Source organism: Herbihabitans rhizosphaerae (genome assembly GCF_004216555.1).
GTDB classification, from domain to species: domain Bacteria; phylum Actinomycetota; class Actinomycetes; order Mycobacteriales; family Pseudonocardiaceae; genus Herbihabitans; species Herbihabitans rhizosphaerae.
In genome coordinates this window covers 26889-50787 of the sequence record NZ_SGWQ01000004.1, presented here as the reverse complement: position 1 = coordinate 50787, position 23899 = coordinate 26889, and the positions used below count along the sequence as shown (strand labels likewise).

Genomic DNA, 23899 nt, shown 5'->3' with positions numbered 1-23899 from the left:
GGTCAGCCGACCGTCACGCCGTCCAGCCCGCGCACGAAGTCCGCGCCGAACGCGCTGGACGGCGTGTGCGCGCCGGCCGGGGTCCCGCCCTTGCCGAGCCGCTCGACGACACGCACCACGGCGTCCGCGGTGAACGTGTAGGTGTTCGGCACGACCAGCGTCCTGGACACCGACCGGCCGTTCGCGTCACGTACCCGACCCCACAGCTCGGTGCGGCTGCCCGCCCTGCGCTTCTCGCTCGGGCCGGGTATCCGGCCGACCAGGTTCTTCGCGACCCGCTGGCCGGCCGACGAGCGCATGATCGGGCCGAAGAGCCGCTGACCGGCCGCGATGGCCTTGGGCGGGGCGGGCACCCTGGTGAACGTCGTGATGTTCGGGATGCCGGTGGACCGGTACGCGGTGGCCAGGTCGCCCCACGGGATCGACACCACGGTCTTCGGGCCGGACGGCAGCTCGGCGACCGTGCTGCGGTGCGCGACCGGCACGGTGACGAGCTTGCCGTCGACCCGCGCGCGACCGCCGGTGCCCATGCCCTCGACGGTGGTGCGCAGGGTGCCGGGGCTGATCCCGCCGCCGGCCACGAACGCCAGGTCCAGCTCGGTCGCGTCGGGCAACTCGCCGGCCAGCATCGCGGCGAGACAGTCGCTCGGCACCACGTCGAAGCCGGCACCCGGCAGCAGCACCACGCCGGCCCGCTCGGCGTCGGCGTTCCTGGCGAAGATCGCCTCGAACACGTCGACCTCGCCGGTGATGTCCACGTAGTGGGTGCCGGCGGCCAGGCAGCCGTCCACCATCGGCGCCGCCGTCGCGGAGAACGGGCCGGCGCAGTGCGCCACGGTCGTCATCCCGTCCAGCCCGTCGCGCACCGCGGTCGGGTCGCCCAGATCGAAGATCCGGTACTCCAGCCCCAGCTCGTCGGCCAGCGGAGCCACCTTCGCGGCCGTGCGCCCCGCCAGGACCGGCAGCTCGCCGCGCTTCACCGCCAGCTCCGCGACCAGCTTGCCCGTGTACCCGTTCGCCCCATACACCATCCACGCCATGTCCAAGAGCTTGCCTGACGCGAGGGTGAGTTACCAGTCGGTAGCACAAGCGGTTTTCCTAAACCGTTTAGCGGAAGGTGCCATAAACGGTGGTCATCGGCGGTGGCACATATATTGGAATCGGCGAAACCGGCGAATCAGCGAAAGTATGAGGACACATTCAGGTCACAGCCCAGGACCACGTACCCGTTGTGCGCGAAGGGCTTGAGCGGCGGCGAGCCCGGGAGAAAGACAACTCTGGCAGGTCACGACGGAATCGAGGAATGGTCGTGGTAGGCACGCACGGACGTAACGCTCCGCCGCCCTATTGGGAAACTAGACGTGGAGTATCGGTATCGCTCACGAGAGGAGAAGGTCCCGTGGCTCGACCAGTGGGGGTGGCAACCGTGCAGGACCGTTTCCATACCGAATCGAGACCGATCAGGATCGTCATCCTCGAGCGGATGGACCTGCTGCGGGCCGCGCTGGTCAGCCTGCTGTCCGACGAGGACGACATCGAGGTCGTCGCCGACGTCAAGCACCTCGACACGGTGATGCCCGTGGCGAGGCGGCTGCGGCCGGACGTCGCGGTGCTGGCCGACCTGCCGCATCCGCAGTGCCTGTCCACCGTTCGCGGGCTGCGCGACGAGGTGCCGGAGTGCGGGATCGTGGCGCTGATCGTGACCAAGCCGCCGGACCTGGTCAGCCACCTGATCGAGCTGGAGGTCGGTGGGCTGATCGACAAGGACGCGCCGCCCGTGCGGCTGCTGCAGGCCATCCGCAAGGTCGCCGACGGCGAATCGATGATCGACACGAATCTGGTGGTGGCCGCGCTGTCGGCGACCCGCAACCCGCTCACGCCCCGGGAGCGGCAGACGCTCCAGTTGGCCGCGGACGGCGCGAGCGGACCGGAGATCGCCAAGAGCCTGGCGTTGTCGCCGGGGACGGTGCGCAACTACCTGTCCAAGGCGATGTGCAAGACCGGCGGCCGGACCAGGATCCAGGCGATCCAGATCGCGACCGACGCCGGCTGGCTGTAACACGGGTAGCTAGGACACCACGATGTCCTGCGGCCGGCCCGCCACCCAGTGGCCCACGAGATCCCGGTACAGCGCCGAGGACGCCACCAGCGTCGTGTGGTCGCCGACCGTCCCCTCGGTCCCGTCGAGTACCAGGATCCGGTCGGCCCGCAGCGCCGAGCTGACCCGGTGCGCGATGACCACCAGCGTGCCGCCCCGGCGGGCGAACGCCTCCTCCACGGTCCGCTCGGCGATCGGGTCGAGGTGGCAGGTGGCCTCGTCCAGCACCACCAGCGGCGCCGCGGCCAGGTAGGCGCGCACCAGCGCGAACAGTTGCCGTTCGCCCGCGGACAGCTCGGCCGGCCGCACGTTCGCCGAGTAGCCGCCGAGCCTGGTCAGCAGCGCCGTCGCGCCGAGCGCCTCGACCGCGTCGTCGACCTGGCCGGTGGTCGCGTCGGGCGACAGGTAGGTCAGGTTCGCCCAGCAGGTGCCGGCGAACACGTACGCCTCCTGCGGGATCAGCACGCGCGCCGCCGGCGAGACCGCGTCGGCCGGGAGGCCGCCGTGCCGCACGGTCCCCTCATCCGGGCGGACCAGCCCGCACATCAGCGCGGCCAGGGTGGACTTGCCGATGCCGCTCGGGCCCACGACCGCGAGGTGCTCCCCCGGCGACACGGTCAGGCTCAGGTCGTGGACCACCGGCTCGGCGTGCGGGCCGTAGGCGAAGGTCACGCCGCGCAGTTCCACGTCGTGGCCGGCCGGGACACCGTGACCGGCGCGCGTGTCGGGCGGCGGTGCGCTCGCGTCGAGCAGCCGGCCGAGGGTCACCACGAACCGCAGCCCGCTGCCGCCCACGACGCCGACGAAGTTCTGCAGTGCCGGCTGGAGTCCGAACAGGACATACGTCAAGCCGCCCAGGATCGCGCCCGCGGTGAGCCCCTGACCGGCCAGCCACGGACCGGCGAACAGCAGGACCAGCAGCGGGCCCCAGCCGCCGATCACGAAACACGCGGTGCGCAACGCCGCGACGCCGGCGAGCGCGCGTTCGGCGGCGGCCTGCTCGGCGACCGCCTCGGCCACCATCCCCGAGGCGTGCCGTTCGCGGCCGGTGGCGACGACGTCGCGGGTGCCGCGCAGCACCGCCTGGGCGACGTCGGCCAGCCGTTCGTCCGCGAGTACCGACGCGCGCTGGCGGTTGGCGGCGAACCCCAGCGTGGCCAGGAACGCGACCAGGCCGAGCAGGAACGGCGGCAGGATCAGCAAAGCGACCGAAGGAGCGATCGACAGCAGGCCGACGAGCACGCCGATCGCGGTGACCACGAACCCGCGCACCGCGACCAGCAGTCCGGCATAGGTGTCCCGCACGATCTCGACCTGGCGGGTCAGCCTGGCCAGCGCACCCTGGTCGGCCCGCCCGGCGACACCGTTGCGCAGCGCGCCGCCCACCACCCGGCGCACCAGGTCGTCCCGGAACGGTTCGGTGAGATCGCCGAGCCGGTGGAACACCGCCCGAGTGCCGACCGCGCCGACCGCGGCGGTGACCAGCAGCACGCCGAGCCAGGCCAGCCCGGTGCCCGGCGCTCCGGCGAGGAAACCCTGATCGACCGCGCGGGCCACGACCAGCCCGGACACCGCGGCCGGCAACGCCTCGGGAACCGACGCGGCCACCAGCGCGAGCAGTGGGCGCCGCCGCAGCGACCTGGCCGCGACCCGCAGCTCCCGCCTCATCCGAAGACCTCCCGGTAGTCCGGCTCGTCACGCAACTGTTCGTGGGTACCGACCGCGCGCACCCGCCCGCCCGCCAGCCACACCACGAGATCGGCCCGCGCCGCGGTGGACGCCCGGTGGGTCACGACCAGCCGGGTGCGCCCGCCGTCTCCGATCAGGGTCTGGCCGATGCGCATCTCGGTCACGGTGTCCAGGCTGGACGTGGCGTCGTCGAGCACCAGCAGCCGCTCGGCCCGCCAGGCCCGGGCGAGCCCCAGCCGCTGCAGCTCGCCGCCGGACATCGGCGCGTCGGTCAGCGGGGTCGCGTAGCGGTGCGGCAGCCGGCTGACGAAGTCGTGCGAGTACGTGGCGCGGGCGGCGGCCTCGACCTGCTCGGGCGACCACCGCGACCCGATCGCGTCCGCCACGGTCGCGCCGACCAGCACCGGCCGGTCGAACGCGCAGCCGACGGCGGTGCGCAGCGCCTCGTGACACAGCTCGTCCAGCGGCACCCCGTCCAGCAGCACGGTTCCCTCGTCCGGGTCGCACAGCCGGGCGGCGACCGCCGTCAGCACGGACTTCCCGGCGCCGGATGGCCCGACCACGGCGACCGTCGAGCCGCCGGGCACCACGAGATCGACACCGTCCAGCAGCGGAACGTCGCCGGCGCGAACCGTCACGCCCCGAAACTCCAGCCGGCCGGTGCCCTCCGGGAGGGTCCGGCCGCCGTGCCGCACCGGGTCGAGATCCAGCACCTCGCCGACCCTGGCGGCACCCGCCTTGGACCTGGCCAGCCTGCCGAACATGCCGGTGAGACCGCCGAGCCCGGCACCGATCACCGCGTACTGACTCGCCGCGAACAACTCCCCCGGACTGATCCGGCCGGCACTGAGCGCGACACCGCCGGTGGCCAGCACGGCGACCAGCACCAGCGGCCCCACCACGGCGGCCTGCGCGCTCGACCGGGACAACACCCGCCAGCTCCGCACGCCCTGCCGGTGCAACTCGGGCAGGTGCTCCAGCACCCGCCGCTCCTCCAGCTCGACGGTGCCGGCGGCGGCGATCGTGCGGACACCGGCCAGCGACTCGGACAGCCGGCCGGCGATGCGCCCCTGGGCACGCAGATAAGCGGAGACGACCTCGGCGGTTTGCCGGGTGAACACCCGCAGGATCACGGCGACGAGTACGAGCCCGGCCAGGAAGGCGACCGCGAGCCACAGATCGATGAGGGCGAGCAGCACCAAACTGCCCACCGGTGGCAGCACCGCGGCGACGACGGCCACCACGCTCGGCCCGGCCTGTGCCGCCTCGGCCGCGTTGCCGGACACCCGGCTCACCAGGTCGCCGGTGTCGAGCCGGCGGCCACCGTGCGGGCCGACCGCCAGCACATGGCCGACCAGCCGGTCACGCAGCCACGCCGTCGTGCCGGCGACACACGCCGCACCCGCGTACGCGTCGATCAGGTCGGCCGCGACGCCGACGCCGATCAGCGCCGCGGCCAGCGCCAGCCAGCGAAGACTGTCCGCATTGGACACGATCGCGTCGACCGTGTTGCCGAGCACCACCGGCAGGGCCAGCAGGCTCAACGTTCCGGCCAACGCGGACAAACCGAGCAACGGGAGCCAGGAACCTGCCCGTCGAGCCGTCGCGCGGAAGGTGGACACGATTTACGCTCCTCATTAGGGGTGCGGCCCCGGACGACTACAGATCGTCCGGGACCGCGTCCCGCCTATCGCGGGTATCAGTGGCAGATCAGCAGGCTCAGGCCGCTGGTGCCGCCACACAGCGTCACGCTCAGGTTGCTCGGGCAGCTGTGGCCGCTGGCGCTGCTTCCGCCACCGTGACCGTGCTGCGGTGCAGCATCCATGCCCTGCAGGTCGAGAAGTGCCATCGTCGCTCCCTAGAACTGTCTTTCCAAACCCACGACGGTCGCCGTGGGCGTCTTGGGCGCGGGATCCCGCGCGAGGGTGAGCAAGGGCGCCCGCACCGGCTGGTCGTGCAGGGCGGCGCCCATGGCGAGCAGTACGCCGGCGGTGCCGGTGGCGAGGTCCATCGACAGCCGCAGCAGCGCGGTGCCCGGGAACGCCATGCCGCCGCCGTAGGGCAACGCGTGCCACGCGAGCGCGCGCACCTGCTTGGCCACCAGCGGATCGGTCACCGGTGACGGCGAACGGCCGGCCAGGTAGAGCACGACGCCGGCGCGTCCGGTGAACAGGCCCGGCAGGATGTACATGGTCGAGCGCGCGGCCATCTCGACGCCGCGGTTCGCCAGCGCGAAGTGTTCGTCCGGGCACCGGCGAAGGTACTCGTCGAGCACCATCCCGATCCCGATACTGCCGCCGTCGAGGTACGGCATGGTCCGCCAGCCCTCGTTCACCTCGAGCACGCCGTTGTCCCGCAGCACACAGCAGCGCAGGTCCTGCCGCAGGGCCACCCGGGCCCGCTCGAGGTAGGCGGTGTCGCCGGTGTCGTCGTAGAGGCGCAGCAGCAACAGCGCCGAGCCGGCCCGCCCGCGCAGCAGCCCCGCGAGTGGACTCCCGCCACCGCTGATCTCCGCGGAACTGTCCGACTGGAACTCGTAGTCCGGTACGTCGTCCGGCATGTCAGGGCTCAGCCGGTCGGCCACCCGCTCCGCCGCCCGGTGCGCGGCCTCGCGCAGCGCCGGCTCTCCGGTGCGATCGGCCAGGTGCAGCAGGTTCAGCCCCATGCCGGGCAGGCCGCCGACCAGATCCGAGCCGAGCGTCGTCCAGTTCTCCCGGAGGCAGATGTCCACCACGTCCAGCGCCTCCTGGCGGCGGCCGAGGTGTTCCAGGGCGAACGCGACGCCGTGCAGGCCGTCGTAGAGACCCAGCCGGCTGCCGGTCGGCGGGTTCGTCGCGTGACGCACCAGCCAGTCCTCCAGCTCCGGGTAGCGGCCCGCACCGGTGACCGACAGCGCGTGCAGCACACCGGCCGCGCCGTAGGCGAGCCCGAGCCCGCCGACCGCGAACTGTTGGGGGTCGCCGGGGAACAGCCGGTCCTCGCGTAACGGTGTCGCGCTGGCGACGATCGCGTCGGCCAGCTCGTTCCGCAGTGCGGGCCAGCCGTCCGAGTCCGGTTCCGTCTTCGGGCTCGGCGTGGACGGGGTGTTCGACGGCACGATCACGTCGACGGCGCGGGCGAGGAAGTCGGGCTCCACCGGGAAGTGCGTGGCGATGATCTCGGCGAAGTGCCGCGCCTTCACCCGGTGCAGGCCCAGCAGGTTGGTCATCGGCAGGAACAGCGCCAGCCGCAGACAGGCCAGCGCGTACCGGTCGATGTCGAAGCCGGTGGCCGAGCGCGGCGCGGCGAAGCCGGGGTTGCCGAGGCCAGGGCGTGTGGACTCGTCGACCGGCGCGGCCACCTCGAAGTCCACCAGTGCGGCCGTGCCGTCCGGGCGGACCATGACGTTGAACAGGTGCAGGTCGCCGTAGACGATGCCACGCTCGTGCACCGCGGCGATGGTCTCCTCGACCTGGCGGTGGATGTCGGTGGCCCAGTCGGTGAACTCGGCGAACCGCGCGGGGCCGGCGGCGGGATCGATCAGCGGGTAGCGCGTGACGAGCGCCTTGCCGAGCACGTCCCCGTCGACGTAGTCCATCACGAGGAACCTGTGCTCCCCCAACCAGAACAGGTCGTGCACGCGGGGAATCCCCGGGATGCCGGCCAGCCGCGTCAGCGTCTCGTACTCGCGCTCGAGGCGCCGCACCGCGTCGTGCCCCCAGGCGTCCAGCCCGGCATGCGGGCGGCCCTCCTTGAGTACGACGTCCTCGCCGGTGCGCTGATCCTTGCCGACGTAGATGCCGCCGCCGTTGGAGAAGTGCAGCACCCGTTCGATGGAGTACGGCAACTCGCCGACCGTGGTCGCGTTGCGCGCGGCCAGGTGTGGCGCCAGAAAGTCCGGCAGCGTGACCCACGACGGCACGTGGAAGACGGGATCGCGGCGGTCCGCGACAAGATTGCCGTCCGGGTCGGCGATGGCCTCCACCACCTCGCCGCTGTCGTTCACCGTGTACCGGTTGGCGAACGCACCGTAGCGCACGTACAGCGGGCCCTTCCCCCAACGGAGATCGCTGAGGATGTACGGGCTCTCCTGGCCGTCGAGCCGTCCACCCAACTCCCGCAAGATCGTCTCGCAGGCGGTGTCGTCGGCCGGGTAGATCGTCACCAGCTTGCCGCTGTAGCCGCGCGGGGCGTACTTCGCCACCCGTGCGGTGAGCGCGGACGGCGATCGGAGGAACTTGAACTCGATGCCCCGGGGTACGCAGTACTCCCACACGGCGTCCAGCACCACGCTCGCGTTGCCGGTGGTGGCCGAGGCGTGGATCTTCCAGCCCTGCAACGGAATCTGGTGCCCGTCCGGCGGGTCGACGACCAGCCAGTCGTCCTGCTCGCGCAGCCGCCAGCCGTCCGGCAGCGGGCGCCGGGCGGTCGGGAACGACTCGCCGGCGGTGTCCTCGGAATGCATCGCGTCGTAGAACGAGGGATCCGCTAGACAGAAAGGTTGATACTCCTGCTCCATCTGCCACCCCGAGGTTCGATCAACAGGCCGCAGTCATCCTGCGTCGAAGACCGGTGTGCCAGTCAGAGCACAACGTCACCGACCAGCCACGCACCTGTCATCACGCACCCGGTGACAAACGCTTGGCCGGGACGGGCGAGACGTGCCGCGGCGGAATCGAACGAGGCAGACGAGGCGACGCGCACACTCGTGATGAACGAACTCTGGAGTGGGCGCTGTAGGAATCGAACCTACGACCGCTCGGGTGTAAACCGAGTGCTCTCCCGCTGAGCTAAGCGCCCGAGGTGCGCCGGCGGCGGTGGCGGCGCACCGACAAGATCAAGCCGACAACGCGGTGACCGCCTTCTTCCAGGCCTCCTGGTCACGGGCCTCGCCGGGCTGGTTGATCTCGGCGAACCGGACAACGCCCTCGGTGTCGATCAGGAACGTGCCGCGGTTCGCGAGACCGGCGGCCTCGTTGAACACGCCGTACTCCTGGGCGACCTTGCCGTGCGGCCAGAAGTCGCTGAGCAGCGGGAACTCGTAGCCCTGCTGCTCAGCCCACGCCTTGAGGCTGAACGGGGTGTCCACGGACACGCCGACGACCTGGACGTTGTTGTCCGTGTAGGACGCCAGCTCGTCACGCACCTGGCACAGCTCGCCCTGGCAGATGCCGCTGAACGCGAACGGGTAGAACACGAGCAGCACGTTCTTGTCGCCCTGGTAGGACGACAGCGTCACCTGCTGCTTGTTGTAGTCGTTGAGGGTGAAATCCGGGGCCTTCGAACCGACCTCGACCGCCATTGCGCGTGCTCCTCCTGGGTGTCAGCTTGCCTGCGAATCACGCGGCCTCGCCGACAACCAGCGAGCCACCGCGACCCCAGCCTATGTCACCCGGACGCGCAGGGTCAGCGACGGCTCTTGGCGGATTTCGGTGCCACCAGCCGGGTTCCCGACCAGTCGTCGCCCACGTTGACGTTGGATGTCTGAGACAGTCCGGCGGTCGGCACGGCCTCGGCGATGTCCCGCGGCTCGACGTGCCCGTCACGGCCCGTCTTCGGGGTCAACACCCAGATCACGCCATCCTCGGCCAACGGCGGCCGGATGTTGATCAGCGTGTCGACAAGGTCTCCGTCGTCGTCCCGCCACCACAGCAGGATGACGTCCACCACCTCATCCGCGTCCTCGTCGAGCAGCTCTGCTCCACTGCGCTCCTCGATCGCGGTGCGGAGGTCGTCATCGACGTCCTCGTCCCACCCGACCTCCTGGACCACCATGCCCGGGTTGATTCCGAGCGTCTCGGCGACGCCGGTCTTTTCGGCGTCTCCCGCGGCGACCACGACTTCACTCCTCCAATGGGTTGACGCGGCCCCGCTCAACAGTGGCCGCGTGCCAACTACCGGTCCTTGGGTGGTAAGCGAACACTGGCGGTACCCACCTGCGCAACCGTGTGCAGCGCGACACGCCGGAACTTCGACCGCAACGTGGCTACTGACCAGTAAGGATGACGTCGACGGTGATCACGACGACGATGGTTCTACGGTGGTTGTGTACACCCACACGAGTCGTCAATGACCGACCAGTTGGCCAGGAGATCCCTTGTCCTCGAATCCAGGCACCGGCCCAGCTCAGCCCGAGCGCGTGCGGGTCATCCGCGACGGCATGGCCGCCCACCTTCCGGACATCGATCCGGACGAGACCGCCGAGTGGCTGGACTCCTTCGACGGTGCACTCGCCACCGGCGGCCAGCAGCGCGCCCGCTATCTGATGCTGCGGCTGCTCGAGCGCGCACGGGAGAGCCGGGTCGGCGTCCCGTCGCTGACCAGCACCGACTATGTCAACACGATCCCCACCGAGCAGGAGCCCTGGTTCCCCGGTGACGAGGAGACCGAGCGCCGGTTCCGCGCCTGGATCAGGTGGAACGCGGCGATGACCGTGCACCGCGCGCAGCGCCCCGGGGTCGGGGTCGGCGGGCACATCTCCACCTACGCCTCCTCCGCGGCGCTCTACGAGGTCGGCTTCAACCACTTCTTCCGTGGAAAAGATCACCCCGGCGGGGGTGACCAGATCTACGTGCAGGGCCACGCCTCCCCCGGCATCTACGCACGCGCGTTCCTCGAGGGACGGCTGTCGGCCGAGCAACTGGACGGCTTCCGGCAGGAGTACTCGCACGCCGGACCGGGCGGCGGGCTGCCTTCCTACCCGCACCCGAGGCTGATGCCGGGCTTCTGGGAATTTCCCACGGTGTCCATGGGCCTCGGCCCGATGAACGCGATCTACCAGGCGCGATTCAACCGGTACCTGCACGCCCGCGGCATCGCCGACACCACCGACCAGCACGTGTGGGCCTTCCTCGGCGACGGCGAGATGGACGAGCCGGAGTCGCGCGGGCTGATCCACGTGGCCGCGAACGAGGGCCTGGACAACCTCACCTTCGTGATCAACTGCAACCTGCAGCGGCTGGACGGCCCGGTGCGCGGCAACGGCAAGATCATCCAGGAGCTGGAGGCGTTCTTCCGCGGCGCGGGCTGGAACGTGATCAAGGTCATCTGGGGCCGCGAGTGGGACAAGCTGTTCCACGCCGACCGCGACGGCGCGCTGGTCAACCTGATGAACACCACGCCGGACGGCGACTTCCAGACCTACAAGGCCAACGACGGCGCGTTCGTGCGCGAGCACTTCTTCGGGCGCGATCCGCGCACCAAGGAGCTCGTCAAGCCGATGAGCGACCCGGAGATCTGGAACCTCAAGCGCGGCGGCCACGACTACCGCAAGGTGTACGCGGCCTACCAGGCGGCCACCGAGCACCACGGCCAGCCGACCGTGATCCTGGCCAAGACGATCAAGGGCTACAACCTCGGCCCGCACTTCGAGGCACGCAACGCCACGCACCAGATGAAGAAGATGACCCTGGATGACCTCAAGCTCTTCCGGGACACCCTGCGCGTGCCGATCAGCGACGAGGACCTGGAGCGCGACCCGTACCTGCCGCCGTACTACCACCCCGGCAAGGACGCGCCGGAGATCCAGTACATGCACGAGCGCCGGCGCACGCTCGGCGGGTTCGTCCCGGAGCGGCGCGGCAAGTCCAAGGCGCTGGTGCTGCCCGGCGACAAGGTCTACGACGTGATCCGGCGCGGATCGGGCAAGCAGGAGGTCGCCACCACGATGGCCTTCGTGCGCCTGGTGCGCGACCTCGCCAAGGACTCCGAGATCGGACCGCGGCTGGTGCCGATCATCCCGGACGAGGCGCGCACGTTCGGCATGGACTCGATGTTCCCGACGCAGAAGATCTACAACCCGCTCGGGCAGACCTACACCTCGGTGGACGCCGAACTCATGTTGTCCTACAAGGAAAGCGAGCAGGGGCAGATCCTGCACGAGGGCATCAACGAGGCCGGCTCGACCGCGTCGTTCACCGCCGCCGGCACGTCGTACGCCACGCACGGCGAGCCGATGATCCCGATCTACATCTTCTACTCGATGTTCGGGTTCCAGCGCACCGGCGACGGGCTGTGGGCGGCCGGCGACCAGATGGCCCGCGGGTTCATCCTGGGCGCGACGGCCGGCCGCACCACGCTGACCGGAGAGGGCCTGCAGCACGCCGACGGGCACTCGCTGCTGCTGGCGGCGAGCAACCCGGCGGTGATCTCCTACGACCCGTCGTGGTCGTTCGAGATCGCGCATATCGTCAAGGACGGCCTGCGCCGGATGTACGGCGAGAACGCCGAGGACATCTTCTACTACCTGACCATCTACAACGAGCCGTACCGGCAGCCCGCCGAGCCGGAAGACCTTGACGTGGAAGGACTTCTGCGCGGGCTGTACCGCTACCAGGTGGCACCGGAGGGGCCGGGCGCGCGGGCGCAGATCCTGGTCTCCGGCGTGACCATGCCGGACGCGCTGCGGGCGCAGGAGCTGCTGGCCGAGGACTGGGGCGTGCGGGCCGACGTGTGGTCGGCGACGTCGTGGGCGGAGCTGCGGCGCGACGCGGTGGAGGTCGACCGGCACAACTTGCTGAACCCGGACGCCGAGCCGCGGGTGCCGTACGTGACCGAGGCGCTGTCCGAGGCGGCCGGCCCGGTAGTGGCGGTGTCGGACTGGATGCGCGCGGTGCCGGACCTGATCCGCCCATGGGTGCCGACCGACATGTACTCGCTGGGCACGGACGGGTTCGGGTTCTCCGACACGCGTCCGGCTGCGCGGCGGCACTTCCTGGTGGACGCCCAGTCGATCGCGGTCGGCACGCTGGCCGCACTGGCCGCGCGTGGCGAGATCCAGAAGTCGCTGGTGTCCGAGGCGGCACGCAAGTACCGCATCGACGACGTCCAGGCAGCCGGCCCGCAAACCAGCGACTCCGGCTCGGCGTAATCGCGAGTTCCGCGCTCAGACACGGTGAGTCCCGCGCCCTGCATCGTGCAGGACGCGGGACTCGCCGGTGCAGGGCGCGGAACTCGCGGGTTCACGGGTGCAACGTCGCGCCCTTGAGGACCTTGTCGACGGCGTTGCGCTTGCCGTGCACGGCAATCCCGACCAGGTCCAGAGAATCGGTCGGAACGGCGCGCACGGCGGCGCGATTGTCGTCGTCGTTGCCCGTGGCGAACAGGTCGTGCGTGTAGATCGACATGGCCATGCCGCGGTCCAGCGCGCGCCGGCGCGCGTCGGCGAGCACGTCCTTGCCGCCGGTGAACACCAGCACGGGCTGCCGGAACATCGGCAGGTACTCCGCGCCGTCACCGTCCACATAGGACTCGCCGATCAGCTCGGCGTTCGTGGCGATCCCACTGACCAGGAACGCGGTCACGTTCAGCCGCTGCCAGCTCTCCAGGTCGTCCCGCAACACGACGGCGATCTTGGTGTCGAAGCGCATGTGCTCCAGCGTGCGCCCGCCGCCCGCCCCCGTCTTGTACGTTCTTGACATGGGCGCCGACGTTCGCGCGTGGCGGGTGGACGTTCCGGGCGTGGCCGAGGTGTTCCACGCCCGGTACACCGAGCACGCCTACCCGAGCCACACGCACGACGTATGGACGCTGCTGATCGTGGACGACGGCATGATCGGCTACGGACTGGAGCACGACGAGCACGACTCCACCCCGAACACCGTCACACTGCTGCCGCCGCACGTGGCGCACGACGGCAGAACCGTGACCTCCCAAGGGTTTCGCAAGCGCGTGCTGTACCTGGACGACACCGTGCTCGGCGACGAGCTGGTCGGCGCCGCGGTGGACCGGCCGACGCTCGCCGATCCACTGCTGCGCCGCCGGGTCGACCAGCTGCACCACGTGCTGACGCACCCCGGCGAGGCGTTGGCCGGCGAGTCCCGGCTGGCGCTGGTCGGCGAGGCGCTGCGGGACCGGCTCGGGCGGGCCGAGCACCCGCGGCCGCCCGACGACGGCGTGGCCGACGCGCTGCGCCAACTCCTCGACGAGCACGTGGTGGACGGGATCACGCTGGCCGACGCGGCCGGCTCGCTCGACACGCATCCGACGCACCTGGTGCGCTCGTTCGGCCGCGCCTACGGGCTGCCGCCGCACCGCTACCTGACCGGGCGCCGGGTCGAACTGGCACGGCGGCTGCTGCTCGCCGGTCAGCCGGCCGCCGACGTGGCGATCACCGCCGGCTTCTACGACCAGTCGCACCTCAACCGGCACTTCACCCGGATGCTCGGAACCACCCCCGCCAGGTACGCCGGCCTGGCACGCTGATCACATGGGGTCGATCGCGCTGTACTACCCGTGGATGCACTTCCAGTCCGACGACTGGGTGAAGCTCGCACTGCTCACCTGGGACGGCATCGTGCTGACCCGGCCGCCCGAGTTGCCGTCGCGGGACAGCGAGCTGGTGCGCCAGGTGCGCGCCGAGTCCGACCTGATCACCGACGCGACGCCGAGCGCGGCCGACCTGGACCTCGTCGGCGACACCTTCGGCTCGGTGCTCGACGCGCACAGCAAGGCGATGGTCGAACGCTTCGGCACGCAGGCCGCCCGGCCGGCGCGCAGCTACGGCAATCCGGCCAGCAACGCCGGCGGCTTCTATGCGCCGGCCGAGCCGGCGACGCCCGACGACCCGCGCACCTTCTGGGTCCACCACGACAGGTCCGCGCCGTCCGTAGGCAAGATGTCCGCCGAGCTGAGCACCCGGTTGATCAAGGCCAAGCTGGCCGTGGCCGAGCCGAACGGACGGCCGTGGCTGGGCATGCGGCCGGAGCTGGGGTCGATCTACCTCGCCGTGCTCGCCGACGCGATGAGCGCGAACAACGCGCTGTCCCCCGTGACCGACGACCTCCGGATGCACCACGCGCTCGGCGCGTTGGATCAGGTGGAAGGGCTGCTGCTCGGCGGACCCGACCGCACGCCCGCACTGGCGGACGCCGAAGCCGCGTACGTGCACCTCGCGCTGCGGGTGGTGATCGAGCCGGAGCGCCTCGCCCACGTCCCCACGGACAAGCTGATCAAGTTCCGAGCCGAGCACGGCGCGGAGCTGACCGCGTTCCGGGCGCACGTGGCGGGGCTCGGCGACGAGCTGCGCGCGATCGCCGCGGTGGAGAACGTCGAGGTGGCGCACGCTCATCTCAAGGCGCTGTACGAACGAGAGACCAAGCCGAAGCTCGACGACCTGCGCAAGGGCCTACGCGCGCTCGGCGTCGAGTCGGTCGCCGGGCCGCTCGCGCTCAAAGTCGACGCCGCGGCGGGCACCGTACTCGGCGGTCTCGCCGCCGCCGGTGGTCAACTGGCGGTGGCGGGCGCCGCCGTCGCGGTGACCGTGGTGCCGTACCTCGCCGGCAAGCACAAGGCGCGCCGCGAGCAGAAGAAGGGCTCACCTGTCGCGTACCTGCTGGCCGCCGATCGTCGCCTGGCCGGCGCGTCCCTGCTACGCCGCCGCTAGCTCACCCGCGGCACGCTGCTGCGCCGCCGCCCGGTACCAGCTGATCCACCCGTGGATCACCAACCCGGCGAACACCACGTAGACCACCGCGCTGAACCACAGGCCGGAGGAGATCTGCAGCGGCACGCCGACCGCGTCCACGATCAGCCACACCAGCCAGAACTCGACCAGCCCGATGCCCTGCAGCGCGAACGCAAGCACGGTGCCGATGAAGATCGCCGCGTCCGGCCACGGTGCCCAGGACGCGTCGGTGGCGTCCAGCAGCAGCGCGAACCCGATCGTGCCGGCGACCAGGAACACGCCGGCGATGATCAGCTCGCGCGGACCGGCGCGGCGGACGGCGACCCCGAACACCGGATCACGCCGACGCCTCCAGGCCCACCAGCCGTACACCGCGATCAGGCCGATCACCACCTGACGGATCGCCAGCCCGCCCAGGTGCGCCGAGGTGTAGACCGCGAACAGCAGCACCACGGAGGCGAGCTGCACCGGCCAGGTCCACAGCGTCCTTCGCTGCGCCAGGAACACCACGGCCAGCGCGAACACCTGGCCGAACAGCTCGGCGAAGCTGATCTTCTGCCCGAACAGCGTGAGACCGTTCTCCATCAGAACGTGCATCGCGTCCTCCGTCGCGCCGGCGCACACTCATCGGGCGCGACGGGAAGAACGCAGGCGCCAGCACGCGGCCGGCGGCGTACGCGTCCTCCCATCCGGACTGTCACCGTCGGCACCGGAGTTCCACCGGTTCAACCGCCTGCCGTGGCAGACGGGTCGCGGGCTTTCACCGCCGGTTCGGAATTTCACCGACCCCGGAGCGCACTTCTCCTTGCTGTGGCACAACAGTGCACCCGCCGATCATGTTCCCGGGCGGGTTTGTGACCAACCAGACGCGAGCGGGCCCGGCGGGGTGATCACCCCCACCGGGCCCGTCGAATCGTCGATCAGATCACCGCTGCGTGCGCGGCGCCTCCGCCTGCCGAACGGCACCGGGAGCCTGCTCGGCGCGCGGCTTGGGCGCGCCCATCTGGCCCTGGAACCGGTCGATCCAGCCGCCCCACCGCTCCTGCATCGGGCGGATCAGGCCGCCTCCGAAGCCGACGATGATCACACCGCCGACCGTGGCGAGCACGGTGATCAGCACCGGCATGGTCACCGTGGTGGCGATGTTGACCTGGTTCAGCGCCGCGATGATGCCGATGGCGATCAGGAACGCGTACGCGATGGTGCCGAGCATCGGCGCGAACGGCCGGTTGCCCAGCGAACTCGTGATCAGGTCCCGGACCACCTTGGCCACCGCGGCCGCCACGATCACCAGCACGACCGCGACCACGATGCGCGGCAGGAAGGCGATCACGTCGTTCAGCAGCACGCTGACCGGGTTGCTCGGCCCGAACACGCCGAACGCGAGCTGCAGGCCGATCAGCAGGATGAAGTAGTACGCGAGCTTGACGATGATGCCGCCGGCGTCCACTCCGGACCCGCGCAGCATGTTCGTCAGCCCGGTCTTCTCCATCATGCGATTGAATCCGAGCTTGTTGAGCACCATCGACAATCCCTTGGCGACTGCCTTGGCGATCAACCATCCGATGAACAGAATAATCAGGAATCCGAGCAGCTTCGGCACAAACGTGGCAATCAGCGCCCACGCCTGCCCGAGGCCTTCCTTCAGCTGGTCGCCCACGTTGCCTCCTAGGTCCAGCGACTGATGTTCAAGTCGCGACGAGCGTTTCTCAGGTTCTGATTGCCCGCAACTCGAAGGTGATGCCACGAATGGGGGATATCGCTGGCGAGAGGCTCGCGGACCGTCCATAGTGGAGGGACCGGTGGGGACCGGGGAACGGGCCGCCTGGCATCGCACACTTCCTCGAGGTGTCAGGCGGCCCTCCTTCTGCGCTATTCTCGCTGACCTTGGGGTACCCGTTCCGAGTGATTATCGGCGCATTCACCAGAATGAGGAGCACACGACGGCGTTCTCGAGTGGCGCGTATTTACCGGCTGTCGCACAATGAACGGTCCGTCCGTAGTCGCGGCACCGTTTCGCCGGCGACCGGGTCGACGTGCGATTCTGGCGGTATGAGCAGCGGGAGATCCGGCGAGCGGAGTGGTCGGCACAGCGGCCTGTCCGACAAGACGCTGGCCGCGCTCGACCGCGCGTCCGGCAAACTCGCCTCGGCCAGCATCGCCGCGATGGACGCCGAGTTCGCCTGGTTCGGCCGCATGCCGGCGGACCAGCGCGCGAGCGTCCTGCTGATCACCCAGAACGGAGTCTCCGGCTTCGCGGCCTGGCTGCGCGACGAGCGCGAGGCCCTGCGGCTGACCACCGACGTGTTCCGCGCCGCCCCACGCGACCTCGCCCGCTGGATCAGCCTGCGGCAGACCGTCGAACTGGTGCGGGTCGCGCTGCAGGTGTTCGAGCGGCAGGTGCCCGATCTGGCCGCCGACGACAAGGAGCGCGACATCCTGGCCGAGGCGGTGCTGCGGTACAGCCGCGAGGTCGCGTTCGCCTCGGCGATGTCCTACGCGTCGGCCGCCGAGAGCAGGGGTGCCTGGGACGCCCGGCTGGAAGCTCTGGTCGTGGACGGGATCGTGCGCGGCGAGGCCGAGGAGTCGGTGTTCTCCCGCGCGGCCGCACTCGGCTGGGACCCGGCCGCCCAGGCCACCGTGCTGGTGGGCAACTCGCCGTCCGACGACCCGCCGACCGTGGTGTTCGAGGTGCGCAGCCGCGCGGCGCGGCTGGCCAGGCCGGCGCTGCTCGGCGTGCAGGGCTCCCGGCTGGTCATCGTGCTCGCCGGACCGGCCGCGGACGGGCCGGACGAGCAGGTGCTGAGCCGGATCGCCTCGGCCTTCGGGGACGGCCCGGTGGTGGCCGGCCCGACCGTGGCCAGCCTCGCCGAGGCGCACCGCAGCGCGGCGGACGCGCTGTCCGGCCTGCGTGCCGTGGTCGGGTGGCCGACCGCGCCGCGCCCGGTCCGGTCGCACGATCTGCTGCCGGAACGCGCGTTGGCCGGTGATCCGGAGGCGGAATGGCAGCTGATCGACCGGATCGCCAAGCCACTGGAGGACGCCGGTGGCGCGCTGCTCGCGACGGTGGAGGCGTATCTGGAGGCCGGCGGCGTGCTGGAGAACTGCGCCCGCACGCTGTTCGTGCACCCGAACACGGTGCGGTACCGGCTGCGCAAGATCGGCGAGCTGACCGGACGGGACGCCACCGACCCGCGCGACTCGCACGTGTTGCGCACCGCGTTGACCGTGGGGCGCCTGGCCCGGTCACGCGGCCTGTGGTGAGCGGCACACCGCGTGACGAGTAGTGACAAACACTCGGATCGGACAACGATTCCCCCGGTGGAGGGGCCATCCGGCGGCAACGTTTGTAGGTGTTCCACAAACCAGCTCGGCCGACTTCGTCGGTCCCGGCATGCGTGCGCGCGGCCTTGACGGTGTTCAGTAGACCTGTGATCGCGCTTCTTGCCCCTGGCCAGGGCTCACAGACTCCCGGCATGCTCACTCCGTGGCTCGAGCTCGACGGGGCAGCGGACAGAATCGCGGCGTGGTCCGACGCGATCGAGCTCGACCTGAGCCGGCTCGGCACCACCGCCGAGGCCGACGAGATCAAGGACACCGCGGTCACCCAGCCGCTGGTCGTCGCCGCCGCCCTGCTCGCGGCCGGTGAGCTGCGCAAGCGGATCGAGATCCCGGCGGACACCCTGGTCGCCGGCCACTCGGTCGGCGAGCTGGCCGCCGCCGCGATCGCCGGGGTGCTCTCCGAGGACGACGCGGTGCGCCTCGCCGCGGTGCGCGGCCGTGAGATGGCCGCCGCCTGCGCGCTGGAGCCGACCGGCATGTCCGCCGTGCTCGGCGGCGACGCGGACGAGGTGCTCGCCGCGATCGACGCGCTCGGACTCACCCCCGCCAACCGCAACGGCGCGGGCCAGACCGTCGCGGCCGGCCTGCTGACCGCACTGGAGAAGCTGGCCGAGAACCCGCCGGAGCGCGCCCGCGTCAAGGCGCTGCCGGTGGCCGGCGCGTTCCACACCGAGTACATGGCCTCGGCCCTGGAAGCGTTGCGGGACAAGGCATCCGGCGTCACCGTGCGGGACGCCACGCTGCCGCTGCTGTCCAACGCGGACGGTACCGTGGTGCACACGGGATCCGACGTGCTGCGGCGGCTTGTCGCACAGGTCACCCGCCCGGTTCGCTGGGACGCGTGCATGGACACAATGGCTCAGCAGGGCGTCACCTGGAGCGTCGAACTGCCGCCGGCGGGCGCGCTCACCGGTTTGGTGAAGCGCGCGCTCAAGGGCACCGTGGCCGGCACGCTGGCCCTGCGCACGCCGGAAGACCTGGACAAGGTGGCCGACCTGATCAACGGGAGTGCTTCGTGACCCTCCGCCAGAACACCGGCCCAGCCGCGACGGCGATCCTGGGCCTGGGCAGCACGCAGCCGGATCGGGTCGTCACCAACGACGAGCTGTCCGAGATCATGGACACCAACGACAAGTGGATCCGCGATCGCGTCGGGATCGTGGAGCGTCGGTTCGCCGCCGACGAGCAGACCGTCGCGGACATGGCCGTGGTCGCCGGTTCCAAGGCGCTCGCCGACGCCGGCATGTCGCCGACCGACGTGGACACCGTGATCGTCGCGAACTGCACGTCGAAGGCGCCCATCCCGAACGCCGCCGCCCAGGTCGCCGACCGGATCGGGGTGAAGGCGGCCGCCGCGTTCGACCTCAACGCCGCGTGCGCGGGCTTCTGCTACTCGCTGGCCACGGCGTCGGACATGATCCGCTCCGGCTCGTCCAAGGGCGTGCTGGTGATCGGCTCGGAGAAGCTCACCGACGTGGTCGACCCGGTCGACCGGTCCACGGCGATCATCTTCGCCGACGCGGCCGGCGCCGCGGTCGTCGGTCCGTCCGACGACGCCAAGATCGGGCCGGTCACCTGGGGCAGCGCCGGCGACCAGGTCGACATGATCTACATGCGCGAGGGCAAGTACATCTTCCAGGAGGGCCAGTCGGTCTTCCGCTGGGCGACCACGAAGATCGCGCCGGTCGCCATGAAGGCGCTGGAGCTCGCCGGTATCGAACCGTCCGATGTGGACGTTCTGGTGCCGCACCAGGCGAACCTGCGGATCGTGGAGGCGATCGCCAAGCGGCTGCGCGCCAAGGGGGCGCGGGAGGACATGATCGTCGCCGACGACATCGTGCACTCCGGCAACACGTCCTCGGCGTCGATCCCGATGGCGCTGGACCACATGCGCTCCGCCGGCACCGTCCACAGTGGACAGGTCGCGCTGATCGTCGGGTTCGGTGCCGGGCTGTCCTACGCCGGGCAGGTCGTGATCCTGCCCTGATCACCAAGGCTTCCGGCGCGGTCGAATCGCGCCGGTAGATGACCAAGAACAAGGAAGGAAGGTCCATGGCCGAGAACAAGTTGAGCAACGAGGAAGTCCTGGAAGGCCTCGCGAAGATCGTCGAGGAGGTCGCCGGTGTCTCCGCCGACGAGGTGACCGCGGAGAAGTCCTTCGTTGACGACCTGGACATCGACTCGCTGTCCATGGTGGAGATCGCTGTCCAGGCCGAGGACCAGTTCGGCGTGAAGATCCCGGACGACGAGCTGGCCAACCTGAAGACCGTCGGCGACGCCGTCAACTACGTGTCGAGCAACGCCGCGTGACCAACCCGCCCCCGGTGTGCCGGGGACTGTCGGAGGAAGCATGAGCAACGTCGACGTCGTGATCACCGGGGTGGGCGCCACAACGCCCCTCGGCGGTGACGTCACGTCCACTTGGGACGGACTGCTGGAGGGGCGCAGCGGCGTCCGGCAGATCGAGGCGGAGTGGGTCGACAAGTACGACCTGCCGGTCCGCATCGCGGCGCCGCTCGCCGTCGAGCCGACCGAGGTGCTGCCTCGCGTGCAGGCTCGCAGGCTGGACCGCTGCGAGCAGGTCGCCATGATCGCGGCGCGCGCGGCATGGGCCGACGCCGGATACTCCGAGCCGTCCGAGGACAACGAGCCGGTCGACCCCGACCGGCTCGGCGTGGCGATCGGCACCGGCATCGGCGGTCCGGTGACCCTGCTCCACCAGCACGACCTGCTGAGGGACTCGGGTCTGCGCAAGGTGTCGCCGCTGACCGTGCCGATGCTCATGCCGAACGGTCCCGCCGCGCACGTCGGCATCGATCTGCGCGCGCGGGCCGGCGTGCACTCCCCCGCGTCGGCGTGCGCGTCCGGCGCGGAGGGCATCGCCAGGGGCTGGGAGATGATCCAGGCCGGACACGCGGACGTGGTGGTGGCCGGTGGTGCCGAGGCGTGCATCCACCAGATCACGATCGCCGGGTTCGCCCAGTCGCGGACGCTGTCCACCCGCAACGACGATCCGGCTCGCGCGTCCCGCCCGTTCGACATCGACCGCGACGGGTTCGTGCTCGGTGAGGGCGCCGGCGTGGTGGTGCTCGAGCGGGCCGACCACGCGGCGGCGCGAGGCGCTCGGGTGTACGGGCGGCTGGCCGGCACCGGCATCACGTCGGACGCGTACCACATCACGGGCAACCACCCCGAGGGCATCGGCCAGATCGCCGCGATCGAGAAGGCCGTGCGTGCCGCCGGGCTGTCCAAGTCGGACATCGGGCACGTCAACGCGCACGCCACCTCCACGGTGGTCGGCGACGTCGGCGAGGCGGCCGCGGTGAAGAGCGCGCTCGGCGACCAGGTCGTGCTGACCGCGCCGAAGGGCGCGCTCGGGCACCTCGTGGGCGGCGCCGGTGCGGTCGAGGGCATCATCACGCTGCTGTCGATCTACCACGGCGTCATCCCGGCGACGCTGAACCTGGAGAACCTCGATCCCAAGGTTCAGCTGGACGTGGTCACCGGTGAGCCGCGCAAGGTCGAGCTGACCGCGGCGATCAACGACTCGTTCGGGTTCGGCGGGCACAACGTGGCACTCGCGTTCACCGCCGCGTGAGAAGGACTGTGTCTCGAAGGCTCACCTACCCCATCCACGGAAGGTGACCCACCGGGCGCGTCCAGGTGGATGAGCTGAGCTACATCGGGTCGTGTGATGGGAGCGACTCGTATTGGGCACGCTTTAGCACTTCTCGTGCTGGGGTGAGGCGCCGGCGGACCCGGCGTCGATCTTCCACGCGTTGTTCTCCACGGTCAGCGCGAATACGACACGCCAGCGGATGCACCGTTCGGGAAGTTCGAGCGGTGCGTCCGCCGGGTTCTGCTTGCTGATGAAGCCGAGCAGGATCCGCGCGTCACCCTGGCCGCCGTGAATGCGGTACATGATGATGCTGCCGTCGGTGGTGGACTTGAAGTCCGAGCGCCACTTGGGCTCAGGCTGCGAGGCCGCGCGCTCCCTGGTGACCACCGATCGCCACAGGTCGTACTGCCGGCTGTTGATCGCGTCGAAGTAGGACTGCAGGAGCTTGCGTGCCGTCTCGAACATGGGATGGTCGGCCGCGTCCGCCGTCGCCTGCACGGCGGGTGAGCCGGGCAGGGCGCTGTCGGGCATGAAGCTGGTACTGGGCAGCACGGGCGCGGCGGCGGTCTTGGCCGGCTGCTGGCGGTAGATCTCCCTGCCGATCACGCCGACGGCGGCCGCAAGTGCGATCACGACGACCAGCAGCGGACCCACCCAGCGCGCCCTGGGCGCCTGCCCCGGCTGGTCGGACTGGTAGGACGGCACGCCCGAAAGCGTGCCACACGTCCGTCTCGCTGTGGGACGGCCCGACGTCGGGTGTCAGCCGACTCGATGCAGCCAGGTGACCGGAGCGCCGTCGCCGGCCCTGCGGTACTCCTCGAGCGCGTCGTCCCAGGAGGCGCCGAGCATCTCGTCGACGCCGTGTGCGAAGGCCTCGCCGCTCCTGCTGGACGCGGCGAGCGTGCGGAGCTGGTCCTCGCCGACGACGATGTCACCGTTGGCGCTGGTGCGGGCGCGCCACAGGCCCAGGGTGGGCGCGTAGCAGAACCGCTCGCCGTCCACGCCGGAGCTCGGCTCCTCGGTGACCTCGAACCTGATCATCGGCCAGGCTTTGAGCGCGGTGACAAGCTTCGCGCCGGTGCCGGGCTCGGCCTTCCACGAGCACTCGGAGCGCAGCTGACCCGGGGCCGCCGGTTGGGCGGTCCACTGAAGATCGGCACGCACACCAAGGGTGCCCGAAATCGCCCACTCGACGTGCGGACATACCGCAGACGGCGACGAGTGGACGTACACCACGCCATGGGTGTTTCCACGAGTGCTCACTGCTGACCTCCGCTGTTCGACGAGGGAACGTCTTCCCCTACGCCTCGCCGGGGCGGATCTGCGTCAACGGTGCCACACGCGGGTGACCCGGCCTCATTGTGCCAGCTCACTGAGCACTATGGCCACACGAGGTGCACAAACACCTCGCGTCACGCACGTTTCACCCGAAAGCTTTGTCGAAAGCTTCATCGATAGCTTTTCCAAAAGCTTTCGCAAAAGCTTTCAGGGTAGCTTTACCGATAGCTTTCGCAGAACCAAGCACGGGGAGCCGTCGCCGAGGGAGGTAGCGACGGCGGCTCCCCGTGGCCCACCCGTCAGCGTGCGGCCGGGCGTGCGCCCAACGCGGTGGCCGCGGCGACGATGTCCCACCAATCCGGTGCCCTTGTCGAAGCTGGAGGTCTGCGGCCCGACCGCCTGATACGGCGCCCCGTTCGCGTACTTGTACGCCGTCGACTTCAGCGAGTCCAGCGTCTCGTGCCGCACGCTCGGCGCCGGACACGTCGCC

21 protein-coding genes, 1 tRNA gene and 1 riboswitch are annotated in these 23899 nt (G+C 70.4%); of the genes, 9 read left to right on the top strand and 13 right to left on the bottom strand.

The genetic code is table 11. The features are described from left to right. Positions 1-2 precede the first annotated feature (2 nt). Positions 3-1040 carry a saccharopine dehydrogenase family protein gene (locus tag EV193_RS13520; RefSeq protein WP_130344468.1) on the bottom strand — a complete coding sequence of 346 codons (1038 nt, stop codon included), beginning with the start codon at positions 1038-1040 and terminating at the stop codon, positions 3-5. Between the two features lie 443 nt (positions 1041-1483). Here EV193_RS13520 and EV193_RS13515 point away from each other — a divergent pair, with 443 nt between their 5' ends. Continuing rightward, positions 1484-2059: a response regulator transcription factor gene (locus EV193_RS13515; protein ID WP_165401346.1), complete on the top strand. Its 576-nt coding sequence runs from the start codon at positions 1484-1486 to the stop codon at positions 2057-2059. 9 nt (positions 2060-2068) lie between these two features. Here EV193_RS13515 and EV193_RS13510 read toward each other — a convergent pair whose 3' ends face one another. The 7 genes from EV193_RS13510 to EV193_RS13480 form a co-directional block, all read right to left on the bottom strand. Then, positions 2069-3766: an ABC transporter ATP-binding protein gene (locus EV193_RS13510; RefSeq protein WP_130344466.1), complete on the bottom strand. Its 1698-nt coding sequence runs from the start codon at positions 3764-3766 to the stop codon at positions 2069-2071. Continuing rightward, on the bottom strand, positions 3763-5409 hold the full coding sequence (locus tag EV193_RS13505) for an ABC transporter ATP-binding protein (RefSeq protein WP_130344465.1): 1647 nt from the start codon (positions 5407-5409) through the stop codon (positions 3763-3765). The genes EV193_RS13510 and EV193_RS13505 overlap by 4 nt, the downstream gene beginning before the upstream one ends. Before the next feature lie 77 nt (positions 5410-5486). After that, positions 5487-5636, bottom strand: coding sequence for a SapB/AmfS family lanthipeptide (locus EV193_RS13500; protein ID WP_130344464.1), 150 nt, complete (start codon positions 5634-5636; stop codon positions 5487-5489). Between the two features lie 9 nt (positions 5637-5645). Then, on the bottom strand, positions 5646-8285 hold the full coding sequence (gene lanKC / locus EV193_RS13495) for a class III lanthionine synthetase LanKC (RefSeq protein ID WP_130344463.1): 2640 nt from the start codon (positions 8283-8285) through the stop codon (positions 5646-5648). Between the two features lie 209 nt (positions 8286-8494). After that, positions 8495-8566 (bottom strand) — tRNA-Val (locus EV193_RS13490). 37 nt (positions 8567-8603) lie between these two features. Continuing rightward, the gene (locus tag EV193_RS13485; RefSeq protein WP_130344462.1) at positions 8604-9068 is read right to left on the bottom strand and encodes a peroxiredoxin; all 465 of its coding nucleotides are present in this window, start codon (positions 9066-9068) and stop codon (positions 8604-8606) included. A 104-nt stretch (positions 9069-9172) separates the two neighbouring features. Continuing rightward, positions 9173-9604 carry a DUF3052 domain-containing protein gene (locus tag EV193_RS13480; RefSeq protein ID WP_130344461.1) on the bottom strand — a complete coding sequence of 144 codons (432 nt, stop codon included), beginning with the start codon at positions 9602-9604 and terminating at the stop codon, positions 9173-9175. Between the two features lie 322 nt (positions 9605-9926). Between EV193_RS13480 and aceE the strand changes: the two genes are divergently transcribed. Further along, complete coding sequence (aceE, locus tag EV193_RS13475; protein ID WP_130344894.1) at positions 9927-12635, top strand: pyruvate dehydrogenase (acetyl-transferring), homodimeric type; 2709 nt, start codon at positions 9927-9929, stop codon at positions 12633-12635. Between the two features lie 91 nt (positions 12636-12726). On the opposite strand, the gene EV193_RS13470 is transcribed toward aceE, so the two are convergent. Next, positions 12727-13185, bottom strand: coding sequence for a DUF2000 domain-containing protein (locus tag EV193_RS13470; protein WP_130344460.1), 459 nt, complete (start codon positions 13183-13185; stop codon positions 12727-12729). On the opposite strand from EV193_RS13470, the gene EV193_RS13465 reads away from it, so the two are divergent. Both EV193_RS13465 and EV193_RS13460 read left to right on the top strand, forming a co-directional pair. Then, the gene (locus EV193_RS13465; protein WP_130344459.1) at positions 13184-13969 is read left to right on the top strand and encodes a helix-turn-helix transcriptional regulator; all 786 of its coding nucleotides are present in this window, start codon (positions 13184-13186) and stop codon (positions 13967-13969) included. The two genes, EV193_RS13470 and EV193_RS13465, sit on opposite strands and share 2 nt — an antisense overlap. A gap of 4 nt (positions 13970-13973) precedes the next feature. Further along, complete coding sequence (locus EV193_RS13460; protein WP_130344458.1) at positions 13974-15149, top strand: DUF6236 family protein; 1176 nt, start codon at positions 13974-13976, stop codon at positions 15147-15149. Here EV193_RS13460 and EV193_RS13455 read toward each other — a convergent pair. Together EV193_RS13455 and EV193_RS13450 are read right to left on the bottom strand one after the other, a co-directional pair. Then, positions 15135-15767 (bottom strand): nicotinamide mononucleotide transporter family protein, encoded by a 633-nt coding sequence (locus EV193_RS13455; RefSeq protein WP_130344457.1) that lies wholly within the window; start codon positions 15765-15767, stop codon positions 15135-15137. The two genes, EV193_RS13460 and EV193_RS13455, sit on opposite strands and share 15 nt — an antisense overlap. Before the next feature lie 76 nt (positions 15768-15843). Further along, positions 15844-15971, bottom strand: a riboswitch (FMN riboswitch). Positions 15972-16095: 124 nt separating this feature from the next. Next, entirely contained in the window at positions 16096-16830 is a 735-nt protein-coding gene (locus EV193_RS13450; RefSeq protein ID WP_130344456.1) for a mechanosensitive ion channel family protein, read from the bottom strand. Between the two features lie 392 nt (positions 16831-17222). Between EV193_RS13450 and EV193_RS13445 the strand changes: the two genes are divergently transcribed. From EV193_RS13445 to EV193_RS13425, 5 genes are all read left to right on the top strand, one after another. Continuing rightward, on the top strand, positions 17223-18434 hold the full coding sequence (locus tag EV193_RS13445; RefSeq protein WP_130344455.1) for a PucR family transcriptional regulator: 1212 nt from the start codon (positions 17223-17225) through the stop codon (positions 18432-18434). 152 nt (positions 18435-18586) lie between these two features. Further along, on the top strand, positions 18587-19531 hold the full coding sequence (locus tag EV193_RS13440; RefSeq protein ID WP_278044178.1) for an ACP S-malonyltransferase: 945 nt from the start codon (positions 18587-18589) through the stop codon (positions 19529-19531). Then, positions 19528-20499, top strand: a complete 972-nt coding sequence (locus EV193_RS13435) for a beta-ketoacyl-ACP synthase 3 (RefSeq protein ID WP_130344453.1) — start codon at positions 19528-19530, stop codon at positions 20497-20499. Before EV193_RS13440 ends, EV193_RS13435 begins: the two co-directional genes overlap by 4 nt. Before the next feature lie 65 nt (positions 20500-20564). After that, complete coding sequence (locus EV193_RS13430) at positions 20565-20822, top strand: acyl carrier protein (protein ID WP_130344452.1); 258 nt, start codon at positions 20565-20567, stop codon at positions 20820-20822. A gap of 40 nt (positions 20823-20862) precedes the next feature. After that, complete coding sequence (locus EV193_RS13425) at positions 20863-22110, top strand: beta-ketoacyl-[acyl-carrier-protein] synthase family protein (protein ID WP_130344451.1); 1248 nt, start codon at positions 20863-20865, stop codon at positions 22108-22110. Between the two features lie 123 nt (positions 22111-22233). Here EV193_RS13425 and EV193_RS13420 read toward each other — a convergent pair whose 3' ends face one another. Further along, positions 22234-22836 (bottom strand): hypothetical protein, encoded by a 603-nt coding sequence (locus tag EV193_RS13420; RefSeq protein ID WP_130344450.1) that lies wholly within the window; start codon positions 22834-22836, stop codon positions 22234-22236. A gap of 54 nt (positions 22837-22890) precedes the next feature. After that, positions 22891-23394: a DUF3145 domain-containing protein gene (locus tag EV193_RS13415; RefSeq protein WP_130344449.1), complete on the bottom strand. Its 504-nt coding sequence runs from the start codon at positions 23392-23394 to the stop codon at positions 22891-22893. Positions 23395-23899 lie beyond the last annotated feature (505 nt).

Coding starts and splice junctions, on each gene's coding strand:
- EV193_RS13425 (WP_130344451.1), top strand. CDS start 20,863: ATGAGCAACGTCGACGTCGTGATCACCGGGGTGGGCGCCACAACGCCC.
- EV193_RS13515 (WP_165401346.1), top strand. CDS start 1,484: ATGGACCTGCTGCGGGCCGCGCTGGTCAGCCTGCTGTCCGACGAGGAC.
- EV193_RS13445 (WP_130344455.1), top strand. CDS start 17,223: ATGAGCAGCGGGAGATCCGGCGAGCGGAGTGGTCGGCACAGCGGCCTG.
- EV193_RS13455 (WP_130344457.1), bottom strand. CDS start 15,767: ATGCACGTTCTGATGGAGAACGGTCTCACGCTGTTCGGGCAGAAGATC.
- EV193_RS13520 (WP_130344468.1), bottom strand. CDS start 1,040: ATGGCGTGGATGGTGTATGGGGCGAACGGGTACACGGGCAAGCTGGTC.
- EV193_RS13510 (WP_130344466.1), bottom strand. CDS start 3,766: ATGAGGCGGGAGCTGCGGGTCGCGGCCAGGTCGCTGCGGCGGCGCCCA.
- EV193_RS13430 (WP_130344452.1), top strand. CDS start 20,565: ATGGCCGAGAACAAGTTGAGCAACGAGGAAGTCCTGGAAGGCCTCGCG.
- EV193_RS13500 (WP_130344464.1), bottom strand. CDS start 5,636: ATGGCACTTCTCGACCTGCAGGGCATGGATGCTGCACCGCAGCACGGT.
- EV193_RS13470 (WP_130344460.1), bottom strand. CDS start 13,185: ATGTCAAGAACGTACAAGACGGGGGCGGGCGGCGGGCGCACGCTGGAG.
- aceE (WP_130344894.1), top strand. CDS start 9,927: ATGGCCGCCCACCTTCCGGACATCGATCCGGACGAGACCGCCGAGTGG.
- lanKC (WP_130344463.1), bottom strand. CDS start 8,285: ATGGAGCAGGAGTATCAACCTTTCTGTCTAGCGGATCCCTCGTTCTAC.
- EV193_RS13465 (WP_130344459.1), top strand. CDS start 13,184: ATGGGCGCCGACGTTCGCGCGTGGCGGGTGGACGTTCCGGGCGTGGCC.
- EV193_RS13460 (WP_130344458.1), top strand. CDS start 13,974: ATGGGGTCGATCGCGCTGTACTACCCGTGGATGCACTTCCAGTCCGAC.
- EV193_RS13485 (WP_130344462.1), bottom strand. CDS start 9,068: ATGGCGGTCGAGGTCGGTTCGAAGGCCCCGGATTTCACCCTCAACGAC.